The 15,246-nt window shown below is 68.3% G+C and carries 13 protein-coding genes, 1 tRNA gene and 1 riboswitch; of the genes, 4 read left to right on the forward strand and 10 right to left on the reverse strand.

Features of this window, described 5'->3' with window-relative positions:
- Positions 1–2 precede the first annotated feature (2 nt).
- The 6 genes from K6142_RS10175 to rpmE all read right to left on the reverse strand — a co-directional run bounded on the left by K6142_RS10175 (position 3) and on the right by rpmE (position 5,728).
- A tRNA-Thr gene (locus K6142_RS10175) sits at positions 3–78 on the reverse strand.
- Positions 79–739: 661 nt separating this feature from the next.
- Positions 740–1,690 carry a UDP-3-O-acyl-N-acetylglucosamine deacetylase gene (gene lpxC, locus K6142_RS10180; RefSeq protein WP_190244786.1) on the reverse strand — a complete coding sequence of 317 codons (951 nt, stop codon included), beginning with the start codon at positions 1,688–1,690 and terminating at the stop codon, positions 740–742.
- Between the two features lie 248 nt (positions 1,691–1,938).
- Positions 1,939–3,048 (reverse strand): HemK/PrmC family methyltransferase, encoded by a 1,110-nt coding sequence (locus tag K6142_RS10185; protein WP_190244785.1) that lies wholly within the window; start codon positions 3,046–3,048, stop codon positions 1,939–1,941.
- A gap of 195 nt (positions 3,049–3,243) precedes the next feature.
- Positions 3,244–4,317, reverse strand: a complete 1,074-nt coding sequence (prfA, locus tag K6142_RS10190; RefSeq protein WP_190244784.1) for a peptide chain release factor 1 — start codon at positions 4,315–4,317, stop codon at positions 3,244–3,246.
- A gap of 3 nt (positions 4,318–4,320) precedes the next feature.
- Complete coding sequence (locus K6142_RS10195) at positions 4,321–5,253, reverse strand: DUF1385 domain-containing protein (RefSeq protein ID WP_190244799.1); 933 nt, start codon at positions 5,251–5,253, stop codon at positions 4,321–4,323.
- A gap of 259 nt (positions 5,254–5,512) precedes the next feature.
- On the reverse strand, positions 5,513–5,728 hold the full coding sequence (rpmE, locus tag K6142_RS10200) for a 50S ribosomal protein L31 (protein WP_012612573.1): 216 nt from the start codon (positions 5,726–5,728) through the stop codon (positions 5,513–5,515).
- Between the two features lie 437 nt (positions 5,729–6,165).
- On the opposite strand from rpmE, the gene K6142_RS10205 reads away from it, so the two are divergent.
- Complete coding sequence (locus K6142_RS10205; RefSeq protein WP_223290338.1) at positions 6,166–6,996, forward strand: TlyA family RNA methyltransferase; 831 nt, start codon at positions 6,166–6,168, stop codon at positions 6,994–6,996.
- 694 nt (positions 6,997–7,690) lie between these two features.
- Here K6142_RS10205 and gap read toward each other — a convergent pair.
- Positions 7,691–8,707, reverse strand: coding sequence for a type I glyceraldehyde-3-phosphate dehydrogenase (gene gap / locus K6142_RS10210; RefSeq protein WP_190244783.1), 1,017 nt, complete (start codon positions 8,705–8,707; stop codon positions 7,691–7,693).
- A gap of 11 nt (positions 8,708–8,718) precedes the next feature.
- A complete protein-coding gene (locus K6142_RS10215; RefSeq protein ID WP_190244782.1) occupies positions 8,719–9,282 on the reverse strand; it encodes a GAF domain-containing protein in 564 nt (187 codons plus the stop codon).
- Positions 9,283–9,649: 367 nt separating this feature from the next.
- Positions 9,650–9,833: riboswitch (yybP-ykoY riboswitch) on the forward strand.
- Positions 9,834–9,846: 13 nt separating this feature from the next.
- Between K6142_RS10215 and K6142_RS16665 the strand changes: the two genes are divergently transcribed.
- Complete coding sequence (locus K6142_RS16665; protein WP_012612569.1) at positions 9,847–10,434, forward strand: TMEM165/GDT1 family protein; 588 nt, start codon at positions 9,847–9,849, stop codon at positions 10,432–10,434.
- 164 nt (positions 10,435–10,598) lie between these two features.
- Here the strand turns inward: K6142_RS16665 and K6142_RS10225 are convergent, their stop codons facing one another.
- Both K6142_RS10225 and K6142_RS10230 read right to left on the reverse strand, forming a co-directional pair.
- A complete protein-coding gene (locus tag K6142_RS10225) occupies positions 10,599–11,015 on the reverse strand; it encodes a MarR family winged helix-turn-helix transcriptional regulator (RefSeq protein WP_012612568.1) in 417 nt (138 codons plus the stop codon).
- Between the two features lie 266 nt (positions 11,016–11,281).
- Positions 11,282–12,109 (reverse strand): cobalt transporter, encoded by an 828-nt coding sequence (locus K6142_RS10230; RefSeq protein WP_223380827.1) that lies wholly within the window; start codon positions 12,107–12,109, stop codon positions 11,282–11,284.
- A gap of 386 nt (positions 12,110–12,495) precedes the next feature.
- On the opposite strand from K6142_RS10230, the gene K6142_RS10235 reads away from it, so the two are divergent.
- Positions 12,496–12,948, forward strand: a complete 453-nt coding sequence (locus K6142_RS10235; RefSeq protein WP_012612566.1) for a LexA family protein — start codon at positions 12,496–12,498, stop codon at positions 12,946–12,948.
- Positions 12,949–13,339: 391 nt separating this feature from the next.
- Positions 13,340–14,869: a Y-family DNA polymerase gene (locus K6142_RS10240; RefSeq protein WP_223380828.1), complete on the forward strand. Its 1,530-nt coding sequence runs from the start codon at positions 13,340–13,342 to the stop codon at positions 14,867–14,869.
- The last annotated feature ends 377 nt before the right edge of the window (positions 14,870–15,246 follow it).

Consider the following 15,246-nt stretch of genomic DNA (forward strand, 5'->3'; position numbering starts at 1 on the left):
TGTGGAGCTGGCGATGGGACTCGAACCCGCAACCGGCTGATTACAAATCAGCTGCTCTGCCAGTTGAGCTACGCCAGCCAACGAGAAAGGCCTTCTACCCGCTCCCCTTGGAAAAGGCAATAGGGTAAAGCGGAGGAATGTGCGTTTTTTTGTGCGTTGCATGGCGGATTGGCGTCCGGCGCGGTTTTGCGGGGACAAATTTGTGGGCATGGCGCAAGGGATGATGGCTCCGGGTGTCTGTGCAAGGGGGGGGATGGCCGGATGGCCGATGCCCGCATGCGGCGGCGCCCGTGTGGCCTGTCGGGCAGGCTTTCCGGATGGTCGGCAGGACGATGTCCTGACGATGCCCCGGCGTTGCCCTGACGATGTCCCAGTCCTGGGGATGGACAGTGTTGGGAGGCTGCCGTGCTGGCGATGCTGCCTGTGCGGCCAGCGTGGCCGACGCGACCCTAGCGATCCGTGTGGCTGGCGTGTCCCTTGCGGCCCGTGTGGGCCATCCTGGCGCGTCGTGGGCGTTGGCGCGGGGTTTCGTCCCGTGGCCATCGCTGCGTGTCACGTGGCGGCCAATCATTATAATAAGTGGGTATCCGAACGCGGCCCGCATGCCTGCCTTGCGCAGTCGCTTGCGGCGCTGGCTTTGGCCTGTGCGCGCCGCTGGGGCGGGCGTCGTGCCCTTTCCGCTGCGCACAACGAAAAGGGCCGCCCGAAGGCGGCCCGGAAAGGCGAGAGAAGGGTGAGGCTAGGCCGTTGCGGGGTGACCCACATGCGCGGGCGCATGGGCCGGGGCAACGGCGGGACGGCGGGCTGCCCGTTCGGCGGCGGGTTCGTCCAGCGTCACTTCCTGCAGGTAGATGTCCGCGTTGTCGGTCAGCACGCGCAGGAAGGCGTTGTTCAGGGCATGGCCGGAGCAGTGCACGATGAAGTGCCCCTGGAGCGGGGTGCCCAGCATGGCCATGTCGCCGATGAAGTCCAGGATCTTGTGGCGCACGAATTCGTCGGGAAAGCGCAGGCCGTCGTCGTTGAGCACCGCGTAGTCGTCGAGCACCACGGCGTTGTCCAGCGAGCCGCCAAGGGCCAGGCCCTTGCTGTGCATGTACTCCACTTCGCGCAGAAAGCCGAAGGTGCGCGCCTTGGCCACTTCGGCGAAGGTGCGGGGGGTTACCTCCAGGCTCATGTGCTGCACGCCGATGAGCGGATGGGCGAAGTCGATGGTGTAGTCCACGCGAAAGCCGTCGTAGGGCAGGGCGCGGATGGACTTGCCGTCGCTTTCGTGGCTGATGGGCTTGGCGATGCGCAGCACGCGGCGGGCGCGCGACTGGGTGCGGATGCCCGCGTTGCGCAGCAGCATGACGAAGGAGGCGGCGCTGCCGTCCATGATGGGCACTTCGCCGCCCTGCACCTCGATGATCATGTTGTCGATCTCAAGGCCGCGAATGGCGGCAAGCAGGTGCTCCACGGTGGCCACCGAAGCGTCATGCCCGCTGCCGGACACGCCGAGAGTGGTGGCAAGGCCGGTGGCGACCACCGACTGGGGATTGGGGGCCACGCGGCGCACGCCCTGGGCGGTATGGATATCGAACACGATGCCGGTGTCTTCGGGGGCGGGGCGCATGGTCAGGTGGACCATCTTGCCGCCGTGCAGGCCGACGCCCGAGCATTCGATGTTTTTCTTGATGGTGGTCTGGTTCATAACCCCTCCGCTGGCGTTAGAGCATGAACCGTGCCAAAATCTAGACTTTTTTAGATAGCTGAAATTGTAGGTATTCTGTGTGCGGTGCGGCGCGCGCGAGTGTGTGTTTCACGCACCTGTGTGGCTTTTGCGCATCAATCGTCGTGGTGCGGAAAACACACATTGCGGTGGCATTCGCGTGACGCGGCGTCACGCCACGCGCCAGCGTGTGCGAGCATCCCGGCCTGCGCTGCCGGGCTGTGCCCCTGTCAGTCGCGCGGGGCGCGCCGGGCCACCACGTACCGGTCAAGCCCGGCCAGATCCCGGCGGATGTCCACCTGGGCCCAGAGCCGGGAGCAGGGCTGGAACAGCTCGGCCACGGCCTGCCCCTGCGCGCAGCCGAACTCCATCAGGAACAACCCGCCGGGACGCAGCACCCGGCCCGCCTCGGCCACCAGTATCCGCGCATGGCCCAGGCCGTCCGCCCGGCCTTGCGCGGCGGCAGCGTCGTCCAGCCCCTCACCCGCGCAGGGCACAAGGGCGGAGCGCGGTTCGCGGTCGCGCACTTCCGGGGTCAGGTCCGCGTGTTCGGCCTCGCTGACATAGGGCGGGTTGGACACCAGCAGATCCAGCGCGCCGTCGCGGAACAGGGGGCGGGTGAAGTCCGCCAGCACGGGCTGGCAGCGCTGGAAGGCCGCCCGGCGTGCAGCGGACTGCGCGCTCTGGCTGGTGGGGGCCTTGTCCGCTGCATTCCGGCCGGGGCACGCCACGGTCGGTTCCATGCCCCCGCCGAGATGGGTGACGATGTTGCGCGCGGCCACGGCCAGCGCATCCGGCGCAATGTCGCAGGCCATGCCGCGCAGGTCGTCCCGCTCTGCGCACAGGGTCGCTGCGATGCACCCGGTGCCCGTGCCGCAGTCGGCAAAGAACGCAGTTCGCGGGGCCAGCGAGAGGGCGGTTTCCACCAGCAGTTCCGTTTCGGGCCGGGGAATCAGCGTGGCCGGGGTGACCAGAAAGTCGCGGCCATAGAATTCCCGTTCGCCCAGAATGTGCGCCGTGGGTTCCCCTGCGGCGCGGCGGGCCAGCAGGGCGGCGGCGTGCGCCAGCGCATCGTGCGGCACCGGAGCGGCGGGGTGCAGGGCCAGGCGCAGCAGCAGATCCTGCCGGGGCAGGGTAAGCACCCGCGCCACCAGCAGTTCCGCCGTCAGGCGCGGCGCATCGTCGCGTACGGAGGACGACGGGCTGGACTCCAGATGCGCCGCGGCAGCACGAACCACCGCGCGCAAGCCCTGCGGCGCGGCGGCGGACAGCGCAGCAAGGGCTGCCGGAGTGTCCTGCCCGGCAGGGTCGGGAACTGTCGTGGGGCTGTGATCGCTCATGGGGCCGAGCAGTAGCGCAGCCGGGGGCGCGCCGCAAGCGGTGTTGTGGGGAGGCAGTCGGGGCGCGTGTGGGACGGTGCCGAACGCAATGGACTCGCCGCATCCGTTCTCAGGCGTAGCACCATGCAAGACGGCCCGCCGCTTCCGCGACGGGCCGTCATCTCATTCACTTTTTTCCGGATGCCGGCACCGGTGCTAGTGCACGTCGGCCTGCGCCTTCAGCGCCTCGGTCTGGGCATGGGTGGACAGGGCGTCGAACAGGGTCTGCGCTTCGCCTTCCATGACCCGGTCCAGCGAGTACAGGGTGAGGTTGATGCGGTGGTCGGTCACCCGGCCCTGCGGGAAATTGTAGGTGCGGATGCGTTCGGAACGATCGCCGGAACCCACCTGCGAGCGGCGGTCGGCGGCCACCTCGTTGTGCTGGCGGTCCTGTTCGGCCTGCAACAGGCGCGATGCCAGCACCTTCATGGCTTTCGCCTTGTTCTTGTGCTGCGACTTTTCGTCCTGGCAGGATACCACGATGCCCGACGGAATGTGGGTGATGCGCACCGCCGATTCGGTCTTGTTGACGTGCTGGCCGCCCGCGCCCGACGCGCGGAACACGTCGATGCGGATGTCATCCGGGCGGATTTCCACGTCCACTTCCTCGGCCTCCGGCAGAATGGCCACGGTGGCGGCAGAGGTGTGGATGCGGCCCTGCGATTCGGTGGCGGGCACGCGCTGCACGCGGTGGGTGCCCGATTCGAACTTGAGGCGGCTGTACACCTTGTCCCCGGCGATGAGGGCGATGATTTCCTTGTAGCCGCCGGTGTCCGATTCGTTGGCGCTCAGGATTTCCACCTTCCAGCCGCGCATTTCGGCGTAGCGGGAATACATGCGGAACAGGTCCGCCGCGAACAGGGCGGCTTCTTCGCCGCCGGTGCCCGCGCGGATTTCCACGATGGTGTTCTTTTCGTCCAGCGGGTCCTTGGGCAGCAGCAGCAGTTGCAGTTCCTGCTCGATTTCGGGAATGGCCGCCTCGAGGGATTTGGCTTCTTCATGCGCCATGGACCGGATTTCCGGGTCTCCGTCGTCCAGCAGTTCCTTGTTGTCGGCAAGGTTCTGGCGCAGTTCCTTGTAGCGGCGGAACACGTCCACCACTTCCTTGAGGTCGGCGTGGGCCTTGGTGAGCTTGCGGTAGCGGTCCTGGTCGTTGAAGACCTCGGACGAGGCAAGCTGCTGCTCCAGGTCTTCGAAGCGGCGTTCCAGGTTTTCGAGCTTGGCGAACATCCGTTACTCCGTTGCGGGGGCCTGATGGCGGTAGGCGGGCGCGCGCACCGTTGCCGGGGCGGCGTCTCCCAGGGCCTCGCGCAGGGCCACTATGGCGACCTCGAGCTGGTCTCGGTCGGGTTCATGGGTGGTCAGCATCTGCAGCAGCATGCCGGGGGCGCGCAGCGCCGCGCCCAGCAGGCCGTCGCCAAGGCGGGCGGCGTAGCGGATGGCCTCGTAGGCAAGTGCGCTGATGGGGACCATCAGCAGAAATTTGAACAGCACCGTTCCGGCGTGCTTGGTCACCGCGCCGTCGGGCGTCCACACCAGCAGCAGCAGGGGCACCAGCACCGCGTGCAGGATGATGGAGATGGACAGCACGAACAGCAGAAAGGTGGTGCCGCAGCGCGGGTGCAGGCGGCTGTGGATGGCGGCGCTTTCGGGCGTCACGTCGCCGCGCGCCTCGAAGGCCCGGATCACCTTGTGCTCCGCCCCGTGGTACTGGAACACCCGGCGGATGTCCGGCAAGAACGAGATGGACAGGATGTACCCGATGAAGATGGCGAACTTGAACAGGCCGTCCCAGGCGTGGAACGACAGCCCTTCCACGTCGCCGCCAAGGCCCAGCCACTTCATGCCCAGCGAGAACATGTGCGGCAGCACCACGAACAGGCCAAGGGCCAGAGCCACCGACACCGCAAGGGTCACGGCCAGGTGCCACGGCTTCAGTTCCTCGCCGCTTTCACCCTGGGCGGCGTGTTCGGCCGAGCGGTTCAGGGCCTTGATGCCGTTGACCAGGGTTTCCACCAGGGTGGGAAAGCCGCGCACGAAAGGGCGTTTCAGCCATTCCGCGGACGACAGGGTGTACCACGGGCGGCTTTCGGCCAGTATTTCGCCGTCGGGCAGGCGCACCGCAAGGGCCAGGCGCTCGCCGTTGCGCATCATCACGCCTTCCATGACGGCCTGGCCGCCGATGGTGCAGGGCGTGTCCGCCGCGAGGGACAGCGCCGTGGGCACTACGCGACAGGCACGGCCAAAATGCGAAAACGCCGCGTGGAGCGCACCGGTCACGCCGGTGGCTCGTGTCCTGCCCATTGCGCCCATGCTGTACCCCTTGCGGCTGATGGCAATGAAGATTTCTCCCCGGAGGGCGAACCCCTCCGGGGAGGAAAAATCGACGTCGGCGCGCGTGTGCGCACCGCCCGAGGAAGGCAGGCTACTTGCCTTCGCCGAACTTGGCGTACTTCTTGCGGAAGCGGTCGATGCGGCCGGCGGTGTCAACGAAGCGCTGCTTGCCGGTGTAGAACGGGTGGCACTGCGAGCAGATTTCCACGTTCACGACTTCGCCCTTGGTGGAAAGGGCTTCGGCTTCGTAACCGCACGCGCAGGTCATCTTGGCCTTGAACGTGGTGGGATGGATGTTTTCTTTCATCTTGGACTCCTCGTGGGGAAAATCGGAACGCAAGTTGATACGCCCATCTCCCCGTTTTGGCAAGGCCCCCTATGTGACGGCGTTGCGGGCCGTCCGGGCCTCGTGTAGTCTGCCCATCGCCGCGCCCCGTGCATCGGGGCAGGGCGGGCAGGCGCAGGCAACAGGTATGCCGGGTGCGTGCCGCTGTCAAGGTTGCGCCGGTCGGGACCGGGGCAGCCGGGCCCGGAATGGTTTGTCCGGGCAGCCGCCGGTTTCCTTTTCCTCTTTTTTCGCGTGGCCCTGCCGCGCATGACGAGTACCGCATGTCCCGTCCCGTTGATGTTCATGAGGATGTGGCCGCAGCGCCGCGCGAAACGTTCGGGCCTGAAGCGACCGGTCCGCAACTGTCTGGCCCGCAACGGCCTGGTCCGGACGTGTCTGACCCCGCCGAGGCTGCCGTGCCCCCGCGCCCGCGACCGGCGAAACCCCCGAAAAAGGAACGCGCCGACCAGTTGGTGTTCGAGGCCGGGCTGGCCGAAAGCCGCGAGCAGGCCAAGCGGCTGATCATGGCCGGGCAGGTGGTGGTGTTGCCGGAGGGCGACGGCGACGCGGACGGGGACGACGCGGGCGTGCCGGATCTGGCGAAGACGCCGGAACGGGCCGTGAAGGTGGACAAGCCGGGCCACAAATATCCGGCCACGACCCGCTTCGAACTGTTCGGACGCGAGCGCTTCGTCTCGCGCGGGGCATACAAGCTGCTGACCGCCATCGAGTATTTCGGGCTGGACGTGACCGGGTTCGTCTGTCTGGACGCCGGGGCGTCCACAGGGGGCTTCACCGATTGCCTGCTCCAGCACGGGGCGGCGCGGGTGTATTCCGTGGATGTGGGGCACAACCAGTTGCATGAACGGCTGCGGGCCGACGCGCGGGTTGTCTCGCACGAGCACACCAACCTGCGCACCGCGCCGCCGGAGCTGATTCCCGAGCCGGTGGACCTGGTGGTGGCGGATGTGTCGTTCATCTCGCTGACGCTGGTGCTGGCGCCGTGCCTGCAATGGCTGAAGCCGGGCGGGCGGGTGGTGGCGCTGGTGAAGCCGCAGTTCGAGGTGGGGCCGGGGCAGACCGAAAAGGGCGTGGTGCGCGACCCGGCCCTGCGGCAGGCTGCCGTGGACAAGGTGGTGGCGTACTGCCGGGATGCGCTGGGGCTGGACCTGGAGGGCGTGGTGCCCTCGGCCATTACCGGCCCCAAGGGCAATCAGGAGTATCTGGCGGCGTTCCGGCGGCGGTAGGTTGCCTGCAAGGTATTGCGGTCACGCTGCAGTCGAAATCTGCGCGCTGCGGTCGCCATCCGTAAGGTTCGCGCGTTGCGCTCACCTAACGGCTGCCGCCTTTTGTCGCCGGACGGCGTTGAATCGGCGTTTTTGATGCTCACGTACAAGAGTACAGCTCTGCTTTCGCCCGCTGTAAGCCCCGCGCTTCGCGCTTGCCTAACAGCGGGCGATCTGCGCTCAAAAACGCCGATTCGCCTTGTCCGGCGAGCAAAAATCGTAATTTCGCACATCCTGTCCGCACCAGCCATCCGCGCCGGAAAGACCGGCGCGGAGTATAAGGAAGAAAGGCAGGGGGAGGGTGTGAGGGCCGCCCACAGGATATCGCGGCGGCTGTACATAAAAAGCTCCGCGCCGGAAGACCAGCGCGGAGCGTAAAGGCAATGAGGCTGGCGAACTTGTTTCTTCCACGTGCCGTATTTTCGTTCTCCGGCAAGGAAGATGAGCCTTTTGCGGAGGGAGCGTGCGGCAGCCGTTACACGAACTCAGTGAGTGTTACGGATGGCGACAGCCGCGCGCTCTTTGGTACGCGACCGGAGCAAAAGGCGACATCTGACGCGTTGCTCTCGATGGCCGTAAGACTCGCAGGCTCGTCTAGCGGCCACGTTGCACGCCCTTCGGGTCGGTCCGCCGGAGGCGAAAAGACGGCGCGTGGTTACAAGCCCTTCTTCGCCATCAACGCAGCCAGATCCGCCACGCGGCAGGAATAGCCCCACTCGTTGTCGTACCACGCCAGCACCTTGGCCATGTCGCCGTTCATCACGGTGGTGAATTCGGCATCCACGATGCTGGAATGCGGGTCGGCGATGAAGTCGGACGACACCAGCGGCTTTTCGCAATACGCCATGATGCCCTTCAGCGGCCCTTCGGCGGCGGCCTTCAGGGTGGCGCGCAGTTCGTCGGTGGTGGTGGGCTTTTCAAGCTCGGCCACAAAGTCCACGATGGACACCGTGGCCGTGGGCACGCGCAGGCTGATGCCGTCGAACTTGCCCTTCATTTCGGGAATGACCTTGGCCACGGCCTTGGCCGCCCCGGTGGATGTGGGGATGATGTTCTGGGCGGCGGCGCGGGCGCGGCGCAGGTCCTTGTGGGGCAGGTCCAGGATGCGCTGGTCGTTGGTGTACGAGTGCACCGTGGTCAGCACGCCCTTGACGATGCCGAAGGCCTTGTGCAGCGCCAGGGTGACCGGGGCCAGGCAGTTGGTGGTGCACGAGGCGTTGGACACGACGTGGTGTTTTTCCGGGTCGTAGTCCGCGTCGTTGACGCCAAGCACGATGGTCAGGTCTTCTTCCTTGGCGGGCGCGGTGATGATGACCTTCCTGGCCCCGGCGTCGATGTGCGCCCTGCACTGCGGCCCGGTGCGGAAGATGCCCGTGGATTCGATGACGATGTCCACGCCCAGGTCGCGCCAGGGCAGCACCTTGGGGTCGCGCTCGGCATAGTTGCGCACCACCCAGTCGCCCACGTGGATGTTGCCGTCCTTCACTTCGGCGTCCACCTTCAGGCGGCCGTAGCAGGTGTCGAACTGCAACAGGTGCACGTTGGTGGCCACGTCGTACAGGTCGTTGACGGCCACCACTTCCATGGTGTCGGGGTATCGGTCCAGGATGGCCTTGAACACCTGACGGCCTATCCGCCCGAACCCGTTGATGGCAATGCGGAGTTTGGTCATCGGGGGTTCTCCTACAGTTCGTGGATGGTGTTGTTGTACGCGGTGAGCAGCTCGTAGTCGGTCTTCAGCGCCTGATGCATGCGCGCGTTCTCGATGGCGATGGCGCTGAGGTTGGCGATGGCACCGGCGAATTCCACTTCTTCCTCGGTGAAGTCGCGGGCAACGGCGGAATAGACGCGCAACGACCCGATGGCCTTGCCGTCCACCAGCAGGGGCAGCACCAGGATGGACACCAGCCCTTCGGCGCGGGCGGCTTCCGGGTACTGGAAGCGCGGGTCGGTGGCCACGTCCTGGATGTGCACCACGTTGCCTGCCAGCACCTCGCGGTCAAGGCCGCTCTTGGCGATCTCGATGGGGCCCTTGCGCAGGTAGCCCTTGCTCAGCCCCCACGCGGCGCTGGCCAGCAGGGTGGTGCCGCGCCGGTCGATGAGCCGCAGGGTGCAGGCCTTGGCGTGCATGGCGTCGGCCACCTGCTTGGCGATGGTGTCGAGCACGGTGGTGGGTTCAAGGCTGGAGTTGATGACGCGGACCAGGTCGTAGAGGGTACGGTAATAGGTGTGTTCGCGTTCGCCCATGGCGATTCCTCCGGGGTTGGGGTTGCGGCGGACGTGCGGCGATCGGGACATGACGCTGGGGCGGGGTGGGCGCTGCGGCCCGTCGCAAGCCAGCCGTCCGGGGCGCGGCGCCTCGGTCCTTGCCGCGTGAATGGGGCCGCGTGGTGTCGCACCTGCGGGCCCCGGGGCTGCATGCCGCCGTTCGGCGGACATCCAGAGCCCGACATCCGGAGTCGGGCATCCAGGGTCGGGCATCCAGGGCCGGGCAGTGGCGGGCGATGCCGCCGGAAAGCCCGGTCCACGTCATTCTATATCCGTTCGGGAGAAAAGGCACAAGCGGCCATGCCCGCGGGCGCGGGTTGCCATTGGCGGCAAAGCGGGGTAGGTTGCCCGCGTCATTGGGGAGTAGCCGCCTCCGCAACGGAGGAGCCCACGTCAACAGACTTGGCCCGCGCATCGCGTCGCGTGCCATGGCGTGTGCGGCACCAGCCTGGCGAGACCTTTGACTCCACCACCAGAGCCGGGCCGGCGCTGGCGGGTTGGGGTCATTGGTAGTACCGTCGCCGGCCCCTCAGGATATCCCGCGTGGAAGCTTTCATCGCCGCCTTCGGAATGGTCGCCATCGCCGAAATGGGCGACAAGACGCAGCTCTTGTCGTTCGTCCTGGCAACGCGCTTCTGTGGCCGCCAGTGGCCCATCATCTGTGGCATTTTCGTGGCCACGGTAGCCAATCATTTCTGTGCCGCCTATGTGGGCGAATGGGTGTCCGCCAACATCGGCCCGGACATGCTGCGCTGGGGGCTGGGGCTGGCCTTTCTGGCCTTTGCCGTGTGGGCGCTGATCCCCGACAAGCTGGAATCGGAAGGGGAGTGCAAGACGCGGGAAAGCGCCTTCCTGTCCACCCTGGTGCTGTTCTTCCTGGCGGAGATGGGCGACAAGACCCAGCTGGCCACCGTGGCGCTGGGCGCGCGCTACGCGGACCTGCTGATGGTGACCATGGGCACCACCCTGGGCATGATGGCCGCCAACGTGCCCGCCGTGCTGCTGGGCGAACGCCTGGGGCAGATGTTTCCTCTGGACAAGATGCGCTTTGTGGCCGCCGCGCTGTTCGCGGTGTTCGGCACGCTGATCCTGTTCAAGGTCAATATGGGACTGGGGCTGGCCGGCCTGTAGGCTTCCCGGCCTGAACGCGGCCCGTACCTATTCCATGGCGGCCCGGATACCGGAAACGGGTCCGGGCCCCATTGCGTTGGACTGCGCCGGATTACACAGGATTACACCGGGTTGCGCCGGGGCAGGCAGGTCGGGCCGGGGGGGGGCTGAACCCGGAAACACCCCTAGAACGAGGCGTTCATGGTCTCCAGGCAGTGCAGCAGGGCCGCCTTCTGCTCGGCGGTCAGGTCGGCGGTCAGGTCGGCGGTCAGGCGGCGGTGCAGCCGGTCGTGCTCCTCGTACTGCGTCTGGCCGCGCTGGGTCAGGGCCACGAGGATGGACCGCCGGTCGTGCTCGTGCGGGCGGCGCACCACCAGCTGCTTGTCCTCCAGCCGGTCCACCAGCACGGTGAGGGTGCCGGTGGTCACCCCCATGCGCGCGGCCAGTTCCTTCATGGGCAGCGCGCCGTGAATGCCCAGAATCTCCAGCGTGTGCGTCTGGGGCAGGGTAAGCCCCTGTTCGCGCACCACGTCGTGCTCCCACGAGGAGAGCTTTTCGTAGAATTCCACGATGGCGTGGGTGAGCTTGCCGGTGTCGGACATGGTGGGCCTGCGTGCGAAGGGTGGACGCCGAAAGGGCGCAAGGGGCGCGGTGCCGCACGGATGCGACGGCGCGCCCGGTCCTTATAGCCACCCGCGGATGCGGGGGCAAGGGCGGCGAGGCATGGCGGCATGCTGCCGATGATGCCAGCGGGGGGCTTCCGGTGCGGGGGGCTTCCGGCGCGGGAACCGGTGGGGGGGCGGTCGCATGCGGGCGGGGCGGGGATGCGACGGCGCTTGTCGGTGGCTTGCCGATGTTCGCGCCTGCGTCACACCGGCAGAAAGGTCATGCCCACGCCCAGCCCCACCAGCAACAGGGCCAAGGCCCAGCGGACGGGGCGAAAGGGAAAGTCGGGCCGCCATGCCTCAGGGCGGTCCAGCCCGCGCGCGGCCACGGCCACGGTCTGGGTCCAGGTGCGCTGGCCCAGGATGCGCAGCACGGCGGCGGGCAGCAGCACGGCGCGCCGCCGCAGGGGCAGCGGTCCGCGCAGGTCCGCAGCGCGGGATACCTGCGTGAACGTTCCCTGCGCCATGGGCAGAAAGTGCACCATCAGCGCAATGCCCAGCGCGGGCTGCCAAGCCCGCGCGCCCAGCACGGGGCGCAGCAGCCACACCAGCGCCAGCCCCAGCGCGCGGGGCGATGCGGCCAGGGCCAGCGCAAGGCCGATGCCGATGAGCAGGGCCAGCCGCACCCCCAGCAGCGCGGATTCGCGCGCGGCGTGCGCCAGCAGGGGGCCGTCCGGCCAGGCCAGGCGCAGGGCGTCGAACAGCCCGCCCCCGCCGTCTCCTTCGCCTCCAATGACCGGCAGGGGCGGCGTTTCCGCCGTCCCCAGGCAGGCCAGCGCGAAACGCAACACCACCCACGCCAGCACGAACCATGCGTGGCCGCGCAGCATGCCCGGGCGCAGCCTGCGCCGCAGCGGTGTGGCGACGAACAGGCCGGCCAGACCCGCCGCCACCACGGCCAGCCCCAGGGGCGGCAGATGCCACACCAGCACGCCGTAGCATCCGGCCAGCAGCAGATGCAGGTGCGGGTCCGGCGGGTCCGGCGAATCCGGCGGTACCGGCGGATCCGGCAGGACTGGCAGGGCTGGCACGCCCGCGTGGGGGGGGCCGGGCCGCAGAGGTGGGGTGGGGCCAGATGTGGGAAGTGGTGCGTCGTGTTGCATGAAGATGCTTCAAAAACAGATGATTAAATTTTTTCTAGATTTTCTCTAGTGCGATTTTGGGTGGATGCGGCCCGCCCCGAGGCCGGGAGGGCGCACTCTTCTGGATTAACCGGATCAGCCGGATCAGCCGGAGCAGGGGGAGCGGTCGGATCAGCCGGGTCAGCCCGAGCGTGCCCGCCTGACGACCTGAACGGAGACCGTCCGGAGGTGCGGCGCCTCGTTGCCGCACCCGCGTGCGCGGCCTATGGTAGCCGGGTCCCCGCAGTTCCGCAAACGGCCAGCCTTGGGGCGTTGGCCCCAGCGCAGGAGGTCCCATGTCCGCCGGTTTCCCCGTTGTCTCCGTCAGGTCCGTTTCCCCGGCCAGCACGACGCCGCGCGCGTCCGTTTCCTGCCCCTTGCTGCTGGCGCGGGTGGCGGCGGGCTTTCCTTCGCCCGCCGACGATTACATGGACAGGCCGCTGGACATCGCAGAGCACCTGGTCCGCCATCCGGAAGCCACCTTCTTCCTGCGGGCGCAGGGCCAGTCCATGACCGGCGCGGGCATCCACGACGGCGATCTGCTGGTGGTGGACCGGGCGGTGGAGCCCGTGCACAACAAGGTGGCCATCGTGGCCGTGGACGGTGAACTTACCGTCAAGCGCCTGTATCTGCGCGCGGGCCGGGTGGTGCTGCTGCCGGAAAACCCGGACTACGAGCCGCTGGACGTCACCGGGCGGGACGACGTGCACGTCTGGGGCGTGGTGACCTACGTGGTGCACGCCCTGTAGGGGCCGCTCCCTGCCTCGCGCCGCTCCGGTGCCTCGCGTCGCCCCGGTGCCTCGCGTCGCCCCGGTGCCTCGCGTCGCCCCGGTGCCTCGCGTCGCCCCGGTGCCTCGCGTCGCCTCGGTGCCGCGCTCGCTCCGGTGCCGTGCCCGGACCGGGTGCCGGGGAAACCCCGCGCCGTCCGCGGGCCTTGCCGTGACGGCATGGGGAAGGGGCGTTGGCGCATGGTTTTTCCGCCGGGCGCGGCACCCCGTATCGTCGCTGCGGCGTCCCTGTCCGGCACTGTTCGCAAGGTTTCCGATGCGCGGCGCGGGCGCCGGGCACCACATTCCGAAATCACCTCCGAACAACGGCGCGGCCTGCATTCGCCCGCCCCAGCCCCCACGGCAATCCACCATGCCAGCCCCCGCACATCTTCCCTTCCGGCAGGTTTCGCCCGCCGCCGCTTCGCCGACATCTCCCGGCCCTTCCTGTTCCGCCAATACTGATGGTCCCGCCAGTCTCGCTTATCCCCCAGATTCCGCTGATTCCGCCGATTCCGCCAGTCCCGACAACTCGCCCAGTTCGCCCGGCCCGTCCGGCTCGTCCGGCCCGTCCGCCTCGTCCGGTCAGCCGTGGGCGCTGGTGGACTGCAACAACTTCTACGCATCGTGCGAGCGGCTGTTCCGGCCCGACCTGCGCGGCAAGCCCATCGTGGTGCTGTCCAACAACGACGGGTGCATCATCTCGCGCTCGGACGAGGCCAAGGCCCTGGGCGTGGAGATGGGCGCCCCGGCCTTCAAGGTGCGGCGCGAACTGGCCCGGCTGGGGGTGCACGTCTTTTCCTCCAACTATGCCCTGTACGGCGACCTTTCCAGCCGGGTCATGCGCACCTTGGGCACCCTTGTTCCCGAGGTGGATGTGTATTCCATCGACGAGGCCTTTCTGCCCCTGCGCGGTCCGCTGGCCGCCGACCCCGTGGCGGTGGGCCGCGCCCTGCGCGAACGGGTGGCGCGCTGGACCGGCATTCCCATTTCCGTGGGCATTGCCCCCACGCGCACCCTGGCCAAGATTGCCGGGCGGGTGGCCAAGCGCACCCCGCGATGTGAAGGCGTGTTCGACCTGGCCCGCAGCCGCGAGGTGCTGGGCATGAGCATGGACGATCTGCTGGGTTCGCTGCCCGTGGAGTCGGTGTGGGGCGTGGGGCGGCGGCTGGCGGGCATGCTGCGCGGCGCGGGCATCACCACGGCCCGTGCGCTGCGCGATGCGGGAGATGACTGGGTGCGGCGGCGCATGAGCGTCACCGGGTTGCGTACCGTGCTGGAACTGCGCGGCCTGCCGTGCATCGGGGCAGAGGAACAGGGCGAACCGCCCTCGCCGCGCCACACGGTGGTCTCCTCGCGCTCGTTCGCCGGGCGCATCGCCGACGTGGCCATGCTGCGCGAGGCGCTGGCCACCCACGCCGCCCTGGCCGGGGCCAAGCTGCGCCGGGCCGGGCTGGTGGCCGGGGGGCTGGCCGTGCACGTGCGCACCGCCCGCCACGACGAACAGGCGGCCCTGCGTTGCGACGACAGCGTGGCCCTGCCCCTGCCGGTGCCCACGGCGGACAGCGCGGTGTTCATCCGGCTGGCGCATGAAGGACTCGACCGCGTCTTTCGTCCGGGGTATCCCTACGCCAAGGCCGGGGTGATGCTGTACGGTCTGGAACGGGCCGACACCCGGCAGGGCAGCCTGCTGGCCCTGGCCGACGGCACGGCGGAACGCGACGCCGCGCGTGAACGGCTGATGGCCGTGGCCGACCGGATCAACGCCCGGTACGGTCGCGGCAAGCTGCGCCACGCGGCGGAAGGGCTGGACGACGAGGCCCCCTGGCACATGCGCCAGAAGCACCGTTCGCCCCGCCGCACCACGGCGTGGGACGAACTGGCCGAGGCGCTGTGCGAATAGTGCCGCAGACGCCGCGCGGGCAACGCGACCCGGCGGACCGCAGTGCGCGGGCGCAGCCCGAAGGACGTAAAGAGCAACGGCGCGTTGCGCCCGACGCCATTCCGACAAACTCATGCGCTATGCACAGGGTACGGCATCTGCCGTCCCGCAGGGTCCGCAGGCACCCGCGCCTTTCGCATTGCCACCCGCTGCTTCGGCCATCGACGGCCATCGACGGCAACTGGCGGTTACTGGCGGTTACTGGCGGCAATTGGGGCAGTTGGTGACAGCCGGGCAAGGCGGGGCGCGGAAGCCGGGGCCGGGCCGAACCGGACTGAACCGGACAGGGCCGGAGAGAACCTGACAGAACCGGGCCCGAGCGGACCGGTGCTCGGCGC

The organism is Nitratidesulfovibrio sp. SRB-5 (genome assembly GCF_019931275.1).
Classification (GTDB): Bacteria; Desulfobacterota; Desulfovibrionia; order Desulfovibrionales; family Desulfovibrionaceae; genus Cupidesulfovibrio.